Source organism: Streptomyces sp. KMM 9044 (assembly GCF_024701375.2).
Lineage (GTDB): Bacteria > Actinomycetota > Actinomycetes > Streptomycetales > Streptomycetaceae > Streptomyces.
On record NZ_CP113910.1, the window covers coordinates 517,619 to 533,877 of the forward strand.

The 16,259-nt window shown below is 70.8% G+C and carries 14 protein-coding genes, 1 tRNA gene, 1 pseudogene and 2 riboswitches; of the genes and pseudogenes, 6 read left to right on the forward strand and 10 right to left on the reverse strand.

Annotated elements, in window-relative coordinates:
• The first annotated feature begins 105 nt into the window (after window positions 1–105).
• Window positions 106–1,191, forward strand: a complete 1,086-nt coding sequence (absR1, locus tag HUV60_RS02440; protein WP_257852556.1) for a beta-glucuronidase AbsR1 — start codon at window positions 106–108, stop codon at window positions 1,189–1,191.
• Window positions 1,192–1,507: 316 nt separating this feature from the next.
• Here the strand turns inward: absR1 and HUV60_RS02445 are convergent, their stop codons facing one another.
• The 3 genes from HUV60_RS02445 to HUV60_RS02455 form a co-directional block, all read right to left on the reverse strand.
• Window positions 1,508–2,446 carry a TauD/TfdA dioxygenase family protein gene (locus HUV60_RS02445; protein ID WP_257852555.1) on the reverse strand — a complete coding sequence of 313 codons (939 nt, stop codon included), beginning with the start codon at window positions 2,444–2,446 and terminating at the stop codon, window positions 1,508–1,510.
• A 446-nt stretch (window positions 2,447–2,892) separates the two neighbouring features.
• Complete coding sequence (locus HUV60_RS02450) at window positions 2,893–3,591, reverse strand: (2Fe-2S)-binding protein (RefSeq protein WP_257852554.1); 699 nt, start codon at window positions 3,589–3,591, stop codon at window positions 2,893–2,895.
• Window positions 3,592–3,654: 63 nt separating this feature from the next.
• On the reverse strand, window positions 3,655–4,062 hold the full coding sequence (locus HUV60_RS02455; protein ID WP_257852553.1) for a (2Fe-2S) ferredoxin domain-containing protein: 408 nt from the start codon (window positions 4,060–4,062) through the stop codon (window positions 3,655–3,657).
• Between the two features lie 45 nt (window positions 4,063–4,107).
• A riboswitch (cobalamin riboswitch) is annotated at window positions 4,108–4,288 on the reverse strand.
• Between the two features lie 173 nt (window positions 4,289–4,461).
• Here HUV60_RS02455 and HUV60_RS02460 point away from each other — a divergent pair.
• From HUV60_RS02460 to HUV60_RS02475, 4 genes are all read left to right on the forward strand, one after another.
• Window positions 4,462–4,881, forward strand: coding sequence for a hypothetical protein (locus tag HUV60_RS02460; protein ID WP_257852552.1), 420 nt, complete (start codon window positions 4,462–4,464; stop codon window positions 4,879–4,881).
• Window positions 4,872–5,052, forward strand: a riboswitch (cobalamin riboswitch). Its footprint overlaps the gene before it by 10 nt.
• Window positions 5,053–5,080: 28 nt before the next feature.
• Complete coding sequence (locus HUV60_RS02465; protein ID WP_257852551.1) at window positions 5,081–6,106, forward strand: ABC transporter substrate-binding protein; 1,026 nt, start codon at window positions 5,081–5,083, stop codon at window positions 6,104–6,106.
• Complete coding sequence (locus HUV60_RS02470; protein ID WP_257852550.1) at window positions 6,103–7,206, forward strand: FecCD family ABC transporter permease; 1,104 nt, start codon at window positions 6,103–6,105, stop codon at window positions 7,204–7,206. Before HUV60_RS02465 ends, HUV60_RS02470 begins: the two co-directional genes overlap by 4 nt.
• The gene (locus HUV60_RS02475) at window positions 7,203–8,018 is read left to right on the forward strand and encodes an ABC transporter ATP-binding protein (RefSeq protein ID WP_257852549.1); all 816 of its coding nucleotides are present in this window, start codon (window positions 7,203–7,205) and stop codon (window positions 8,016–8,018) included. Before HUV60_RS02470 ends, HUV60_RS02475 begins: the two co-directional genes overlap by 4 nt.
• Window positions 8,019–8,472: 454 nt before the next feature.
• Here HUV60_RS02475 and HUV60_RS02480 read toward each other — a convergent pair whose 3' ends face one another.
• From HUV60_RS02480 to HUV60_RS02505, 6 genes and pseudogenes are all read right to left on the reverse strand, one after another.
• Window positions 8,473–9,660 carry an ABC transporter ATP-binding protein gene (locus HUV60_RS02480; RefSeq protein ID WP_257852548.1) on the reverse strand — a complete coding sequence of 396 codons (1,188 nt, stop codon included), beginning with the start codon at window positions 9,658–9,660 and terminating at the stop codon, window positions 8,473–8,475.
• An 88-nt stretch (window positions 9,661–9,748) separates the two neighbouring features.
• Entirely contained in the window at window positions 9,749–10,582 is an 834-nt protein-coding gene (locus tag HUV60_RS02485; RefSeq protein WP_257852547.1) for a carbohydrate ABC transporter permease, read from the reverse strand.
• On the reverse strand, window positions 10,582–11,541 hold the full coding sequence (locus tag HUV60_RS02490; protein ID WP_257852546.1) for a carbohydrate ABC transporter permease: 960 nt from the start codon (window positions 11,539–11,541) through the stop codon (window positions 10,582–10,584). Before HUV60_RS02490 ends, HUV60_RS02485 begins: the two co-directional genes overlap by 1 nt.
• Before the next feature lie 70 nt (window positions 11,542–11,611).
• The gene (locus tag HUV60_RS02495; protein ID WP_257852545.1) at window positions 11,612–12,838 is read right to left on the reverse strand and encodes an ABC transporter substrate-binding protein; all 1,227 of its coding nucleotides are present in this window, start codon (window positions 12,836–12,838) and stop codon (window positions 11,612–11,614) included.
• 561 nt (window positions 12,839–13,399) lie between these two features.
• Window positions 13,400–13,473: transfer RNA gene (locus HUV60_RS02500), tRNA-Pro, on the reverse strand.
• Between the two features lie 110 nt (window positions 13,474–13,583).
• A pseudogene (locus tag HUV60_RS02505) lies at window positions 13,584–14,244 on the reverse strand (GntR family transcriptional regulator).
• A gap of 206 nt (window positions 14,245–14,450) precedes the next feature.
• Between HUV60_RS02505 and HUV60_RS02510 the strand changes: the two are divergent.
• A complete protein-coding gene (locus HUV60_RS02510; protein WP_257852544.1) occupies window positions 14,451–15,614 on the forward strand; it encodes a Gfo/Idh/MocA family protein in 1,164 nt (387 codons plus the stop codon).
• Between the two features lie 4 nt (window positions 15,615–15,618).
• Here HUV60_RS02510 and HUV60_RS02515 read toward each other — a convergent pair whose 3' ends face one another.
• Complete coding sequence (locus HUV60_RS02515) at window positions 15,619–16,230, reverse strand: TMEM175 family protein (protein WP_257852543.1); 612 nt, start codon at window positions 16,228–16,230, stop codon at window positions 15,619–15,621.
• Window positions 16,231–16,259: the final 29 nt, after the last annotated feature.

Consider the following 16,259-nt stretch of genomic DNA (forward strand, 5'->3'; position numbering starts at 1 on the left):
AGTCGTCACAGCAACAGGAGCGGGGATACTCACTCTTGATACAGGGCGCGTTGAGTAGACCCCGACTCAGGCGCCGAAGACCCTGCGTGGGGCACCCTGTCTCCCATGGCCCCTCGCTACTGCTCGCTGCCGCGGCAGCCGGTCCCCGCCTTCGCGCCGGGGCTCGCCGCCGAGCGGCTCGGCGCGCTGACGGCCGGGCGGCGGATGTGGGTCAACGGCACCGTGGTGCACTACTGCTTCTTCCGCGGCGACACCGGCGGGTCGGTCATTCCCGTGCCGGGAACCGGCCGGACCCGCTGGGTGTCGTGGGGTGGCGCCAAGACGCAGCAGGACGTGGTGCGCTCGTGCTTCGCCGAGTGGCAGGACCTCGGGATCGGGCTCACCTTCGCCGAGGTCCGCGACCACTCGGAGGCGGAGCTGCGCATCGGCTTCCAGTCCGGAGGCGGTTCCTGGTCGGCCGTGGGCAAGGAGGCTCTGCCGGCCGGTCTGCACGAGCGCACCATGAACTTCGGCTGGGATCTGACCGCGCCCGGGGAGCGCGGGACGGCCCTGCACCAGATAGGGCACGCCCTGGGCATGCTGCACGAGCACCAGAGCCCCCGCGCCGGTCTCCACTGGGACGACGAGGCCGTGTACGCCGAACTCGCGGGCCCGCCCAACCACTGGAGCCGGGAGCGGACGCACCGCAACATCCTGCGCAAGCTGGACGCGAACGAGGTCAACGGCCCTGTCTGGGACGCCGATTCGATCATGGGGTACGCCTTCGCGCCGGGGCTGATCCTGGAACCGGAGCAGTACCGCGGGGGCGTCCATCCGCCCGGCACCCTGTCCGCGGCCGACAAGGAGTTCGCCCTCGGCTGGTATCCCCCGGCCGAACGGCCCGGCCCGCCCACCCTGGTGCCGTTCCGCTCGATACCGCTGGGCCTCGGCCCCGGCGAACAGGCCGACTTCCACATCGATCCGGTGGAGACCCGCGCATACACGGTGGGCACCTTCGGCGACGGCGACCTGGTCGTCGTGCTGTTCGAGGAGCGGGACGGTGAGCCCCGCTATCTCGCCGGGCACGACGACGGGGGAACCCCGCGCAACGCGACGCTCGCGGTCCGGCTCGTCAAGGGCCGCCGCTACTTCGTCCGGATCCGCCTGTACTCCGCACGGGGTTCGGGCGAGACGGCGGTCATGTGCTGGTAGCAGCACCGGGCCGCCGCGACGGACGCCACGACCACTGTCCGGCGCCGGGGGCGGTCGGGCGTCGGTCACCTTCGGGGGAGGGTGACCGGCGCCCGGCCCACGCCACCCGCCGGTCCCTCGGGAGCGGACATGCTTTGCGGGACCGGCGGACGCTGTTGCTCCGTTGCGGAGAGTGACGTCGGTCTGTCGACGGGGCGCAGGGAACGGGTCTCGCGAGGAGGCGGTCCGGCCCCGGCCGGCCCCTCCCGGATGCGGTGCGTGACCCTCCCCCGAATGGAGCAGCAGAGTCCCGGTGGACGGCGGTCGGCCGGGGCGTTCAGCAGGGGCGGTCGCCCGCGATGGCGACACGCTCGGCGACCCGGCGCTCGCTGCCGTAGTCGTTGACGGCGTAGTGCTGGGTGGCGCGGTTGTCCCAGAAGGCGATGTCCCCCGGCTGCCAGCGAAAGCGCACCTGGAACTCCGGAACGTGTGCCTGCTGGAAGAGGTACCGCAGCAGCCGGTCGCTCTCGTCGCGGGCCATCTCGGTGATGTGGGTGGTGAAGGAGGTGTTCACGAACAGCATGCGCCGCCCGGTCTCGGGGTGGGTGCGCACGACCGGGTGTTCCACGGGCGGGAAACGGTCCTGATGGGGGATCAGCCGCTCGGGCCCGTAGAACCTGGCGAAGCCGGGGATGAAGTCGTGCACGGCCCGGGCGCCCTCGATACGGTCCTTCACCTCCTGGGGAAGGTCGTCGTAGGCGGCCGCCATGTCCGCCCACATGGTGTCCCCGCCGAACGGGGGCACCTCGCGCACCTGGAGAACGGCGCCGAGCGCGGGCCGCTCCCGGAAGGTGACGTCGGCGTGCCAGACGTTCTCGTAGGTCGGGGCGGCTGAGTCACGCTTGTCGAAGCGGACGACGTCCTCGGTGGAACCGGTGGCGAGCAGCGGGTTCGTCTCCAGTTCGCCCCAGTGGCCCGCGAAGGCGCGCTGTTGGTCGGAGGTGAGGTGCTGGGCGCGGAAGAACAGCACCTTCCACTCCAGCAGAGCCCGGTTGAGTTCCTCGCGAAGCTCGGTGCCGAGCGGGCGCGCGAGGTCGACCCCCTTGATCTCGGCGCCGATCGTGCGCGCCTGCGGGACGACGCCGAACCGTTCGTAGGGGCGTTCCTCCCGCCCCTCGGGCAGCCGGCGCAGCGTGCGCCGCCCCTCGTACATCCCGTCCTGCGGGATGCGCGCTTCGCGCAGGACGGTGGCCGGACCAGCATGCGTGACGGTCATGAAGTGCTCCTTCTCGTGTCTGCTTCGCCACGGTGTCCGGCGTCCGCGGAGGACGGGGGGTGCGGACGGTCTGAAAACTGCCGGGACGGCCGGGCGCAAGGATGTCCGGAGCGTCCGCCGGGAAGACGGAGGCACGGTCCGGATTCAGGGGCGGGGTGCGTCGAGCCTGCGGCTCGGAGGCAGCCGGTTATCGACCGGAGCGTTCACAACCGATTCGGTCCGGGACGCGCAGAGGCCCCGTCGTCGTGTTGAACCGGTGTGTGGTCACAGCACTGATTGTGTGATCTCCGTCGACTTCTGTCAACGGGGCGTCACGGGGAGGGAACAGCGGACGCCTGGAGGCCGGGCGTCACCGGAGTCCGCCCTGCCCCGTTCGGGGTCTCCCCCCCCCTCACCGGAACACTCTCCTGCGCGGGGCCGGTGGGCCCGCGCGGCGTCCTGGCTGCTCACGGTCCGTCTCGGCCGGCCAGGCAGCAGTCACCGCACTTGGAGCCGTTCGGCGCACGGTAGTAGAGGCAGCAACTGCGGCGTCGGAACGTGAGATCCGGTCCGGTGATCATTCCCGTGCCCGCAAGCCGTCCGGTACTCAGCAGTTCGGCCGTGAGGCCGGTGAGCGGCTCGCGCAGCCCGGGGCGGGCCCCCAGCAGGGCGTGGGACGCCCCGACGAGCGCGGAGGCGGCGTTCCCGTCCAGCAGACGCGGAGCGATCCTGACACGGAGTCCGGCCGCGAGCCCCCGCAGATGGCCCATCACCTGCTCGTTCAGGGTGAGAACGGGTTCGGGCAACCGCTCGGTGTACCAGCCGGCAGGGCGGGGCAGACGGAGGGCCGGTCCGTCGTCGGCACGCTGCAACTCCGTCAGGTCCAGGACGATGCCGTGCAGCAGTGCGCAAGCGAGGGCGGGGGACCACAGGCGTGCCGCGTGTCCGAGGTGGACGATGGACACACCGATCCGCGGTTCGCGGGTGTGGTGCCGGTGCGCCACGGCCTCGGCCAGGTCGGTGAAGCCCCTCGCATAGGAGTGGTCGAGCGGATGCCAGCCCTCGTCCCGGCCACCGACGTGCACGGCGAAGAACCCGCCGAGGGCCGTCACGTCCCGGAGAGCCGCGGCGACGGCCCCGGCAGCCGCCCGGGCATGTTCGGTCATGTCGGGGCGCTTCCCTTCCGGCGGATGTACCGACACAGGGTCGATGAATGGGTGAGCGTGGTCTCAGGAAGCCGTACGCCGCCGCGGTGGAGTGATGGCGTACAGGTCGAGGATCTCCGGCCGGGGCACTGTTCCGGGTCCGCCGGCGCGTGCCCAGGCGGCGATGTCCTCGATGGCGTCCGGGTCGTTGACCAGTCCGAGCCAGACGGGCCGGGCGCCGGCGGCCCGGCCCGCCGCGGAGGGCTGGACGACGATGACGTTGGCCTGTTCGCACACGTCCAGGCACTCGGACACCCGCACAGGTACCTCCGCGCGCAGGCGCGCTGTCTGCGCCGTGTGGTCGACACCGATCACCTTCGGGCTGCCACAGCAGCAGTCCCTGCACACGACGACTCTGCAGGGCGCCGGGGCGGGCCCCGGGGTCGCGACGTCGACGGACGTCGTTCCGGCCGTGCTCGCTTCGGCGGGCATGCGGCATCGTTCCTCTCTCCGGGGAGATCCGCCCCGGGACGCGTCGAGGAGGCGACCGCGTGAGTCTCCTGGCTCTCGGGTCGATGCGCGCTCCGCGCCTTCCCGCCCTGGTGCGGGCAGTGGTCATGTGCGGGTCTCGCTCGCCGATCACAGTGGCGGGACCGCGCCGGATTCACACCGGCTTCCTCGTTCCGCCGTCGCCCTGTCGTCGGCCATCATTCCATCGCGCGGGCCCTCGCACCACGATGGCCCCCGCCCGCGTCCCCGAGGGGACCGGCCGGGCGGACCGGGCGTACGCGGTGCGCGCGGAACAGGGCCGGGCCGGATGCGCGGGATGCGCGGCACCCGTCGGGCCGTCGTGTTCGTGCACGGACGGGAACATCGTTCCGCCTCGCGGGCGTGCGGTGCCGTCACGGGCGGCCCGGCCGGACGGTCCCGTCCTCGGTCGCGCCGGACACCACGGCGACGGGGATCCCGGCGACGACGTACGCGTGCTGCGCACCCCCGCGCGCCTGCCTGGCCCCGGGCTGCGTCCTCATCCTGGACCTCGCGGGCAAGGAACCGCTCGCCCGCGAGGTCGTCCCGTCCAAGGTGGTGCGGCGCGGTGACGGCCCGACGGTGCGGACCGGCACGACAGCAGGGGTGTACGGCCGGTCCCGTACGCCCTTTCGCCCTCGCCCCAAGGAACCGCTCGCCCGCGAGGTCGTCCCGTCCAAGGTGGTGCGGCGCGGTGACGGCCCGACGGTGCGGACCGGCACGACAGCAGGGGTGTACGGCCGGTCCCGTACGCCCTTTCGCCCTCGCCCCGGGGAAACGTAGTATCACCTGGTCATCGCCGCGACGGGAGACAGGAAGCCGGTGCGAATCCGGCACGGTCCCGCCACTGTGACCGGGGAGCGCCCCTCCGACACGCCACTGCGCGCCGCGCGGGAAGGCGGAGGGGAACGTCGATCCGGGAGTCAGGACACTGGCCTGTCGCGGGCCCGTCCCAAGGAGCGCGGACTCCAGGAGGCTTCACGTGTTTCCCTTGCTCACCCCTGCGCGAAAGCGCCAGTGCCGTCGCACGACGGCCGCGGCGGTCGCACTGTCGGCGGTCCTGCTGACCGCCGGCTGCGGCTCGTCCGACGACGGCGCCGGCCACGCGAAGGCCACCTCGACCGTGCCCGGAGGCTTTCCCGTCACCATCGACAACTGCGGTGTGAGGACGACGTACGGCACACCGCCGTCCCGGGTGGTCACCATCCACCAGCACCCCGCGGAACTGATGCTCGCCCTCGGTCTGGAGGACCACATGGTGGGCACCGCCTTCCCCGACTCGGCCGTACTGCCGGAGCTGAGGAAGGACTTCGAGACGGTACCGGAACTCGCCCAGAGGGAACCGTCGTTCGAGAGGATCCTCGACGCCGAACCCGACTTCGTCTACGGCGGCTACGGCAGCGCCTTCGCCGAGAACGAGGGCCGCTCCCGCAAGGCGTTCGCCGATGCCGGCATCGACACGTACCTCAACCGTGAGTACTGCGGCGGGAAGCAGCTGACGATGGAGGACACCTACGCCGAGGTCCGCACCATAGGCCGGATCTTCGACGTGTCCGACCGTGCCGACGAACTGGTCGCCGACCTCCGGGGCAGGGTCGGCGAGGCCGCGTCCGCCGTCGAGGGGGAGCCGGAGGTACCGGTCTTCGTCTACGACAGCGGCGACAAGAGCGCCTTCACCGCGGGCGGCAAGGGCCTGGGCACCGAGCTGATCCGGCTGGCCGGCGGGAAGAACGTGTTCGCCGACCTCGACGAGGTCTTCGGTGACGTCTCCTGGGAACAGGTTGTCGAGCGCAGGCCCGAGGTGATCGCCATCTACGACTACGCCGGCGCAGGCGGCGTCGAGCAGAAGAAGAAGTTCCTGCTCTCCCAACCCGCCCTCGCCGACGTACCCGCCGTCAGGAACAAGCGGTTCGTCGTCCTCCCACTGACCGCGACCCTGATCGGTATCCGGTCGGCGTACGCGGTCGGGGACCTGGCCCGCGGGCTGCATCCCCAGAGTTTCCGATGACGCGCACCGTCACCGGACCATCCGTGGGGCCGGTTTCGACGGAGGGGCGGGAAAAGGGCCGCACGGCCACGGCCGGCATCCTGCTCGTGCTGGCCGTTCTGCTCGTGGCCTCCGCCACGGCGGGCCTGGCCATCGGCTCGGTCCAGGTACCGCCCGGCCAGGTCTGGGGCATCGTGACGCACGCGCTGGGCGCCGACTGGACGCAGCCGGCCTGGTCCGGTGCACGGGAGACCATCGTGCTGGACGTACGGGCGCCACGCGTCCTGCTCGGAGCCGTGACCGGCGCCGGCCTCGCGGTGGTGGGCGCCGCCCTGCAGGCGCTGGTACGCAACCCGCTCGCCGAGCCCTACCTGCTCGGGGTCTCCTCCGGGGCGTCCCTCGGCGCGGTCGCGGTCATCGTCTTCGGCGTCAGCGTCGTCGGTCCCCTCTCCCTGTCCGCCGCCGCCTTCGCCGGTGCCCTCGGCGCACTGCTGCTCGTCTACTCCACCGCCCGCACCGGCGGGCGCATCACCTCGACGCGTCTGGTCCTGTCCGGGGTGGCGATCGCGGCGGTACTCACCGCCGTGCTCAACCTGCTGCTGCTCACCACCGACCGCGGCAACGAGGCCCGGACCGTGCTCGCCTGGACTCTTGGCGGCCTCGGTGGCGTCAACTGGGGCACTCTGTGGCTGCCGGGGCTGACGGTGCTGCTGGGCATCGGCGTTCTCCTGGTGCAGGCCCGGAACCTGAACCTGCTGCTGGCCGGTGAGGAGGCGGCGACGACCATGGGCCTGGACGTGGCCCGCTTCCGGGCCCGGATGTTCGTCCTGCTCTCCCTGGTGACAGGTGTCCTGGTCGCGGCGGCCGGCCCGATCGGCTTCGTCGGCCTGATGCTGCCGCACATCGTGCGCCTGTTCGTCGGCGGCGAGCACCGCCGGGTGCTTCCCACCGCCGCGCTCGCCGGGGCGGTCTTCCTGATCTGGGCCGACATCGCCGCCCGCACGATCGCCGCACCCCTGGAGATACCGGTCGGCGTGCTCAGTGCGCTGTGCGGCGGGCCGTTCTTCCTGTGGCTGATGCGCCGGGACGCCCGGCGTAACACCGACCGAGGAGTGGCATGAGCGCCGCGACCGACCTGTCCGTCGAGGGTGTCACCCTCACCGCCGGTGCGCGCCAGTTGGTGCGCGACGTGTCACTGACCGTGTCCGCGGGACAGGTGGTCGGGCTGGTCGGCCCCAACGGCAGCGGCAAGTCCAGCCTGCTCAGGGCTGTTTACCGCGTGCTGCGCCCCGTCGCGGGGACGGTCCGTGTCGATGGCACCGACGTCCGGTCGATGCCCGTACGGCAACTGGCACGCACGGTGGCGGCGGTCGTGCAGGACTCGGCCGCGGACTTCGACCTCGCCGTCCGTGAGGTCGTCGCCATGGGCCGCACCCCGCACCAGCGGCTGCTGGCCGGCGACACGGCGGAGGACGCCGCCGTCATCGACGACGCACTCGCCGCGGTGGATGCCACCCGACTGGCCGACCGTCGCTTCGACCGGCTCTCGGGCGGCGAACGCCAACGCGTCCTCATCGCTCGTGCCCTCGCCCAGCGGCCCACCCTGCTCGTACTCGACGAACCGACCAACCACCTGGACATCCGCCACCAGTTGGATGTCCTCGGCGTGCTGCGCGGGCTGCCTGCGACCGTGCTGCTGGCCCTGCACGACCTGAACCTGGCCGCGTATTACTGCGACCGCCTCCACGTCCTGTGCGAAGGCGAGGTCGTGGCCTTCGGCCCGCCCGCCGAGGTCCTCACGCCCCGACTGCTGGCCGACGTGTACGCGGTCGCGGGCGAGGTGACCGTCCATCCGCGTACGGGCGCCCCCCAGGTGACCTTCCTTCCGGGTGGGCGTCGGCGCGACCCTGCGGCGGACGCGCCGCACCACTGAACTCGCATCCGGCCCGGCGGACCGGTCGCGCCGGTCCGGGAGGACGTCCGCCTCCAGCCGGTCCCCAGGAATGGTCAAGGGCCGGTTTCGGATCTCTCCGAGACCGGCCCTGATCCGTGACTCCCACGAGTCGGGACGACAGGACTTGAACCTGCGCCCCCTTGACCCCCAGAAGTGTGGGTCACCGGTTTCGTCGGCGCACAACAGACTTGATCCGGGGCGTGTGGTGCGTCGACAGCCCTACCGTGCACCATCGCGCACACCGTGTGGTCCCCGACTCGTCCCCGAGCCGCCTCGGAAGAGCGCCGTACACCGGCCGTCGGTGGCACCGGACACCACACGCCACCTCCATGGGAACGCCCCCTTTCCGGGACGCCTGCGCAGTCGACAAGGGCCGGCCGCCTCTTGAGCCGCCGGGCCCGTGGACGCGGATCGCGTCCTGTGCGGCGCGTCGTCAGTCCGCCCTCACTGGATGCGTAAGGTTCGCTCCGGTCGCCGGGTCGAACACGTGAGCCTTGGCCATGTCGGCCTGCAGTTCGACGGGTTCGCCCTCACGGGCACGCGTGGCGGCGTCCAGGCGGGCCACGAGGTGACGGGTGTCGGCGCCGGTGTCGCGCAGGCCCGAGTCCTTGGCGACCTCGTCCAGTTCGGTGGTCGTCGCGGGCCCGCCCTCCGCGGTGAAGTAGACGTACACATCGGATCCCAGCGACTCCAGTACCTCCACGACGGCGGTGAGGACCGGGCCCGTCCGGTCCCGGTCGGGTGACAGGGCCACGTCCTCGAACGCCTCCGGTCGCAGCCCGACGATGACCTCGCGGGGCGCGTTCTGCCGTTCCAGCGCCTGCCTCGTGCGGTCGTCGAGGGGCAGGTCACCCAGGGACGAGCGCAGGACACCGCCCTCCAGCGCGGCGTTCAGGAAGTTCATCGCCGGGGAGCCGATGAAGCCCGCGACGAAGAGGTTGCGCGGCAGGCCGTACAGCTCGGCAGGTGTGCCGATCTGCTGGACCAGACCCTGTCTCATGACCACGACCCGGTCCCCGAGCGTCATGGCCTCGGTCTGGTCGTGGGTGACGTACACGGTGGTCGTGGCGAGGCTCCGCTGCAGCCGGGAGATCTGGGTGCGCATCTGTACCCGGAGTTTGGCGTCCAGGTTGGACAGCGGCTCGTCCATCAAGAACGCCTTGGGATCACGGACGATCGCCCGCCCCATGGCCACCCGCTGGCGCTGGCCGCCAGAGAGGTTGGCGGGCTTGCGGTCCAGGTGCTCGGTCAGGTCGAGGATCCGGGCGGCTTCCGTCACCTTGGCCTCGATGGTGGCCTTGTCCACCTTGGCCAGGCGCAGCGGGAAGCCCATGTTCTCCCGGACGTTCATGTGCGGGTACAGGGCATAGCTCTGGAACACCATGGCGACGTCGCGTTCCTTGGGAGCGAGGTCGTTGACGACTCGGCCTCCGATGCGCAGGGTGCCCTCGGTGATGTCCTCAAGTCCGGCGATCATGTTCAGGGTGGTGGACTTGCCGCATCCCGACGGGCCGACCAGGATCACGAACTCGCCGTCGGCGATCTCGAGGTCCACATCCTTCACGGCGAGGGCCCCGTCGGGAAAACGCTTGGTGACTCCCTCAAGGATGATCTCGGCCATGGATGGTGCCTCCTTGACTTCACGCCCCCGGGTCCGGGACTGCGGTCGGTGCTCCGGACCGGTGGCCTGTCTGCCGTGGTGGGCCTGTTCATCCCTTGACTGCCCCGGAGGTCAGTCCGGCGACGATCCGCCGCTGGAAGAACAGGACGAAAACGATGATCGGGATGGTGATGACCACAGCGGCGGCGGCGATCGACCCCGCGGGCTGCTGGAACTGGGAACTCCCGGTGAAGAACGCGATCGCGGCGGGCACTGTGCGCGCGGACTCGGTGGAGGTCAGCGAGATCGCGAACAGGAAGTCGTTCCAGCAGAAGATGAACACGAGAATGGCCGTGGTGAACACGCCCGGCGCGGCCAGCGGCACGATGACCATCCGGAAGGCCTGCGCGGGCGTCGCCCCGTCGGCCTTGGCGGCCCTCTCCAGATCCCAGGGGATCTCCCGGAGGAACGCCGAAAGGGTGTAGATCGCGAGCGGCAGGGAGAAGGTCATGTACGGGATGATCAGCCCGACCCAGGTGTCGAAGATCCCGATGATCCGCTCGATGTTGAACAGCGGTGACACCAGGGAGATCGGCGGGAACATGGCGATCAGCAACGACATGCCGATGAGCACCCGCTTGCCGGGGAAGCGCAGTCTGGCCACCGCGTAGGCAGCCATGGTGCCCAGCGCCACCGCGATCACCGTGGCGATCAGGGCGATGCCGATCGAGTTGATCAGCGCACGGGTGAACTCGGCGGTCGCGAAGATGCCCTGGTAGTTCTCCCAGGTCCAGTCCGTGGGGATGTAGTTGCCGTCGGTCAGGGTGCTGGGGTCCTTGAACGACAGCGCGGCAATCCACCACACCGGGAACAGGGCGTACAGCACCACCACCACGTTGATGACACCCCATCGGGCGGCGTGCGTCTTTCCCACCGCGGCCATCAGCGCTTCACCTCCGCGCCGGGTGCGGCGGTACCGAAGAGTCTGACGAAGGTGAAGGCGATGATCCCGACGCAGATGAAGATCAGGACCGAGATCGCGGACCCGATGCCGAGGTTCAGCGCGGTGAACAGGTTGTCGTACCCGAGGATCGACAGAGAGCCGGTTCCCTGGGCGCCCGCGGTCAGGATGTAGATGTTGTCGAAGATCCGGAACGCGTCCAGTGTGCGGAAGAGCAGTGCCACCAGGACGGCCGGTTTCATCAGCGGCAGCATGACCTTGGTGAAGCGCTGCCAGGCGGTGGCGCCGTCCACCATGGCCGCCTTCAGTGCCTCCTCGGGGATCAGCGCGAGGCCCGCGAGCAGCAGCAGGCCCATGAACGGCGTGGTCTTCCACACCTCGGCGAGGATGATCAGCCAGAGGGCGGGCCACTGCTCGGTCAGCGGAGCCTCCCCGCCGGGCAGCAGCTCGGCGAGGTATCCGAGCTCCGGGGTCCAGGCGTACTGCCAGGAGAAGGCGGCGACCACGGTGACGATCCCGTACGGAATGAGGACCGACGTGCGGACGACGCCGCGCCAGAAGATCGTGCGGTGCATCACCAGGGCGAGTCCCATTCCGAGGGCGAGTTCGATCGCCACGGACACGATGGTGATGAACAGCGTGACCCAGAAGGCGTCCCACCAGAACGGGGAGGACAGCACCGCCCCGTAGTTGCTCAGGCCCACGAACTCGGCCCTTCCGGGAAAGCGCAGGTCGTACCGCTGGAGGGACAGATAGACGGCGTACCCGATGGGGTAGGCGGTCACGGCGGTCATGACGACGACGGCGGGCGCGCAGAGCAGCCAGCCGAGCCGCCGCTCCTGCCTGGCGCCCGCCGAGAGTACCGCCCGGTCCGGCCCCGCCCGCTCCGTCTCCGGCTCGGGGGGCCTCGGGGGTCCGGCGGGTTTCGCCCGCGTGCTCATCTCGGCCCGCCCGGGGACGAGGCCCGCCCGCTGCGGCGCCGGGCGACGACATGGTGCGGGAGGTGGTGGTTCACGGGATCACACCCTCGGATCGCAGGGCATCGTCGATCTGTTCCCCGATGGTGTCGACCGAGCTCTCCGGTTTGATCCCGGACGGCGGAGACAGCGTGTGGGAGACCGCGATCGAGACGTTCTGATAGACCGGAGTGACCGGGCGCACGCCCGCCGACTCCAGGGCGGCCAGCACTTCCCCGGAGAAGGGGTACTCCTTCATGAACGCGGGCTCGTCGTACAGAGCGCGCAGGGTGGGCGGCAGACCGCCCTCGATCGCGGCGGTGAGCTGGTTCTCCCGGTTGCGCAGGCACAGCGCCGCCTCGAAGGCCAGGCCGGGGCGGCGCGAGTAGGCGCTCACAGCCAGATCGATGCCGCCGATGGTGGGACGTGCCGGGCGGTTCGCGTCGACCCGAGGGTACGGCGCCCAGCGGAAGTTCTTGAACAGCTCGGGGTTGTTCGCCTTCATCGACGGATAGACGAACGGGTAGTTGAGCTCGAACGCCGCCGTCCCCGACTCCATGGCGAGCCGGTTCTGGTCCTCCATCTGGTTGGGCAGGGAGGGGTCCGCGGCCGGTGAGTTCGCCAGGTCACGCATGATCCCGGCGGCCCGCACGGCAGGAGGACCGAGGGATGGCTCGGTCGCGCTCGCGTCGAGGATGGAGCCGCCCGCGCTGTTGATCAGCGTGTTGAACCAGACGGTCAGGCCCTCGTACTGGGCGCCCTGGACCTCCACGAAGTGCGGTTTGCCCTGCCGGGCGAGGGCGCCGGCCATGTCCAGCATCTCGGCCCAGGTCCTGGGTGGGGTGGGCACCAGGTCCTCGCGGTACCACAGGATCTGGGTGTTGGTGTTGTACGGGACGGCGTACAGCTTGCCCTTCCAGGTCGAGGTCTGCAGCGGTACGCGCAGGGTGCCCTCGACGGCCTGCCGCTTCGCCGCCCCCGTCCATTCCCGGATCCAGCGCGCCTCGGCGAACTCCGCCGCCCACGTGACGTCCAGGCCCAGGATGTCGAGCGAGTCGTCCTGCGCGGCGAGCCTGCGGACGAGCTGCTGGCGCTGGCCGTCCGCGGCACGCGGAAGCTTGTGGTAGCTGATCCTGTAGCGGCCGCCCGACGCCTGGCCGCACCGGTCGGCCGCCTTCTGGAGCGCGCCGGAGTCGTCGGGGAAGTTGTACCAGTTCAGGGTGGGGTTACCGGAGCCCTCGTCACTGCCACAAGCGGCGAGCACCGACGCCAGCAACGGCATTACGGCGAACGCCCGCAGCCCTCGCGCCCCTCTGGGACGTCTCTTCCGGCCCGGAACCGGCCGGCAGCCGCACCTCGCGTGCACGCGCTCCACACCTCACTTCCGGACGGTGGCACGGACCTCGGACCTCGCAGCGCTTGCCTCCCGGCGAACACTAAAGGCCACATAAAGCAAGATCAAGCACATATCGCATCCAACCGCCCAGCGGCCCACCGCGGGACCGGCTCGGCCAACCTGCGGGCGCGGAGGGGGAGACGATCGGCCTCGGTGCCTCCTGCTGTCCTACGGCAGGGTGCGCGATCCGTTCGGCAGGGAACGGTCCGTCGAACCCGGTCGGGCGCCGGCTTGCGTGCGGCCGCGCCCTGCCGAACGGACGTGGCATCAAGGGAAACGTCTGCTCAGGTCAGAGCGTTTGAGGATCGCCCCGGTGACGCACCTCGACCGAGTCCAGGTGCGTCACGTGACCGCCCCGCAGCGTCCGGTCCCCGTCTGGCTCCCGGGAACGACGAAGAGGCCACTTCCGGTCAACCGGAAATGACCTCCGACCTGCTACTTCGCAAGTCGGGACGACAGGATTTGAACCTGCGACCCCTTGACCCCCAGTCAAGTGCGCTACCAAGCTGCGCCACGTCCCGATGCGGTCCGCGGGGTGAACCGCGTGATCACGCAGGTCAATCCTACCGCATACGGGGATGCCCCAGAGACCCCGTGCGGCGCTCGCCCCGCGGTGCCGAATGACCGGCCGTCAGCCGCGCGGCACCTCGATCACGCTGGCGAGGTGGGCGCGGACGGCCGCCTCGGCCGCCTCCGGGCCCCTGGCCCTGATCGCCTCGATCAGGGCCAGATGCTCGGTCAGGGAGTGCTGCGAGCGTCCCGGCCTGAGCGTCAGCTGGAAACGCTGGCGCACCCGTTGGCCGTTGAGGCGGTCCAGTAGGGCCACGGCTGTGCGCCGGCCGGAGAACTCCTGGATGCGGGTGTGGAGTTCCTGGTCGAGCCGGGAGTGGGCGAGGGGCTCGCCGTCGGCCACGGCCTTGGCCATCGCCGTGCCCAGTTCGGTGAGCCGGTCCAGTTGCGCGTCGTCGGCCGTGGCGGCGGTCTTGGCCGCGCACAGCCCTTCGAGCACCGTCCGGCATGCGGTGATGGCGACCGCTTCCTCCACGGTCACCGCCCGTACCGTGAGCCGCGGTGCGGATCCGCTCGACCCGTCCCTGGGCCTCCAGGTCGATGGGCGCGGCCCGGATGCCGGCCCGGGTCGCCCCGAACCGCTCGGCGAGCTCGTTCTCGTTCTCGTTCTCCACCAGCCGCTGGTCCGGCACCATCTCGCCCCGCAGGATCGCCTGCCGCAACTGCGCGACGGCATGCCGCTTGGCCTGCTCGCCGGTGTTCGGACGGATTTGGTCGGACATCGTCACTCTCCCCTGAGCGGGCGCCTGGTGACCCCAACCCCATCCCGGCAGAATGGTCAACAATTTCGTTTGCTTCTTTACAGACAAGTGCCGCCCGCCTGCCCCCTCCTTGACACCCTCACCCGTACACACTCAAGGTTTGTCTGGACAATACTGGACGGAACAGGGAACGGTCCGGTCACGAAACGGTCCGAGGAAGGGCTCTCATGGTGGATACGCTCGGTGTCGCCGTCATCGGATTCGGCTGGATGGGACGGGTGCACACCCAGGCGTACGCGCGCGTGCCGCACCACTATCCGCAGCTCGCCCTGCGCCCGGAGCTGATCACGGTCGCCGAGGAGGTGCCGGGCCGGGCCGAGGAGGCCGCGGCGCAGTTCGGGTTCGCCCGCACCACCCGCGACTGGCGCGACGTGGCCGCCGACCCCCGCGTGCAGGCGGTCAGCATCACGGCCCCGAACTTCCTGCACCGTGAGATCGGCGTCGTGATGGCCGAGGCCGGCAAGCACATCTGGATCGAGAAGCCGGTCGGTCTCACCGCCGGGGACGCCCGCGCGGTCTCGGACGCCGTCGCCAAGGCCGGAGTCCGCAGCGCGGTGGGCTTCAACTACCGCAACGCGCCCGCCGTCGAGACGGCCCGTGCCCTGATCGCCGCCGGCGACATCGGTACCGTCACCCATGTCCGAATCCGCCTGTTCAGCGACTACGCCGCCCACCCCGAGTCCGCCCTGACCTGGCGCTACGAGCGGGAGCGCGGCGGCAGCGGAGTGCTCGGCGACCTGGCCTCGCACGGTGCCGACCTGGCCCGCTTCCTGCTCGGCGACATCGCCTCGCTGACCGCCGACACGGCGATCTTCCTGCCCGAGCGGGCCCGCCCGGCCGGCGCCACGGCCGGCCACGCCCGTGCCAGTGGCGGCGAACTCGGCCCGGTGGAGAACGAGGACTACGTCAACTGCCTGCTGCGCTTCGCCTCCGGCGCGCGCGGTGTGCTGGAGGCCTGCCGGGTCTCGGTCGGCGAGCAGAACAACTACGGTTTCGAGGTGCACGGCACCAAGGGCGCCGTGTTCTGGGACTTCCGCCGGATGAACGAACTCGGCGTCAGCCGCGGCACCGGCTACCAGGACCAGCCGGTGAGCACGGTCCACGTCGGCCCGGGCGACGGCGAGTTCGGCGCGTTCCAGCCCGGCGCGGCGAACGCCATGGGCTACGACGACCTGAAAGTGGTCGAGGCGCACCGTTTCCTGCGCTCCGTCGCCGAGGGCGCCGAGTACGGCGCCACGCTCACCGACGCCGTGCACAGCGCGGCCGTACTGGATGCGATGGTGCGGTCGGCCGGGAACGGGGCCTGGGTGGCGGTGGACGCCACCTCGTGACGGTTCAACGGGCCGCGCTCTCCCGGCGGCCCAGCCAGACCGTGAGCGGCGCCAGCACCAGCCACCGCCACACTGCTGCGGGCCCGACGGCCAGGACCAGCGGGATGGTCACGAGGAACACCGCCACCGTCGAGCCCAGGTCGGCGATGGAGAGCTCCTCGTCCCGCACCGGGGCCGCGTCGCCGCACAGCCGGGGGCGTCTGGCGAAAAGGACGGCCAGTATGAGATGGACCCCGCCGAGTCCGGCGACCGCCGCCGAGTAGACGACCACCGAGACGTGCTCGTCGCCGTACTCCGAGACCAGCGCGGTCGGGAACGGCAGCAATGCCGCGATGCCCAGGCCGAGCACGGTCAGCGAAATCACCTGTCCGTCCACCTGCCGAACGGTGCGGAAGATCGCGCGGTGCTCGCGCCAGAAGCCGGCCGGCACCACCATGCTGATCGCATAGGCGCCCGGGTTGGGCACCAGCTCGCGCAGAGCGTCGTGGTACTCCTCGGGGCTCAGTCCCCGAGGCACGGAGAGGTCCGGGACGAGCAGGGTGACGGCGATGGCGGACACGCCGTCGGCGAGGGTCACCAGCCGCTCGGGCCCGCCTTCCGGGGTCGGTTTCCTCATGCGCACGACGGTAGGCAGCCCCGGCCCGC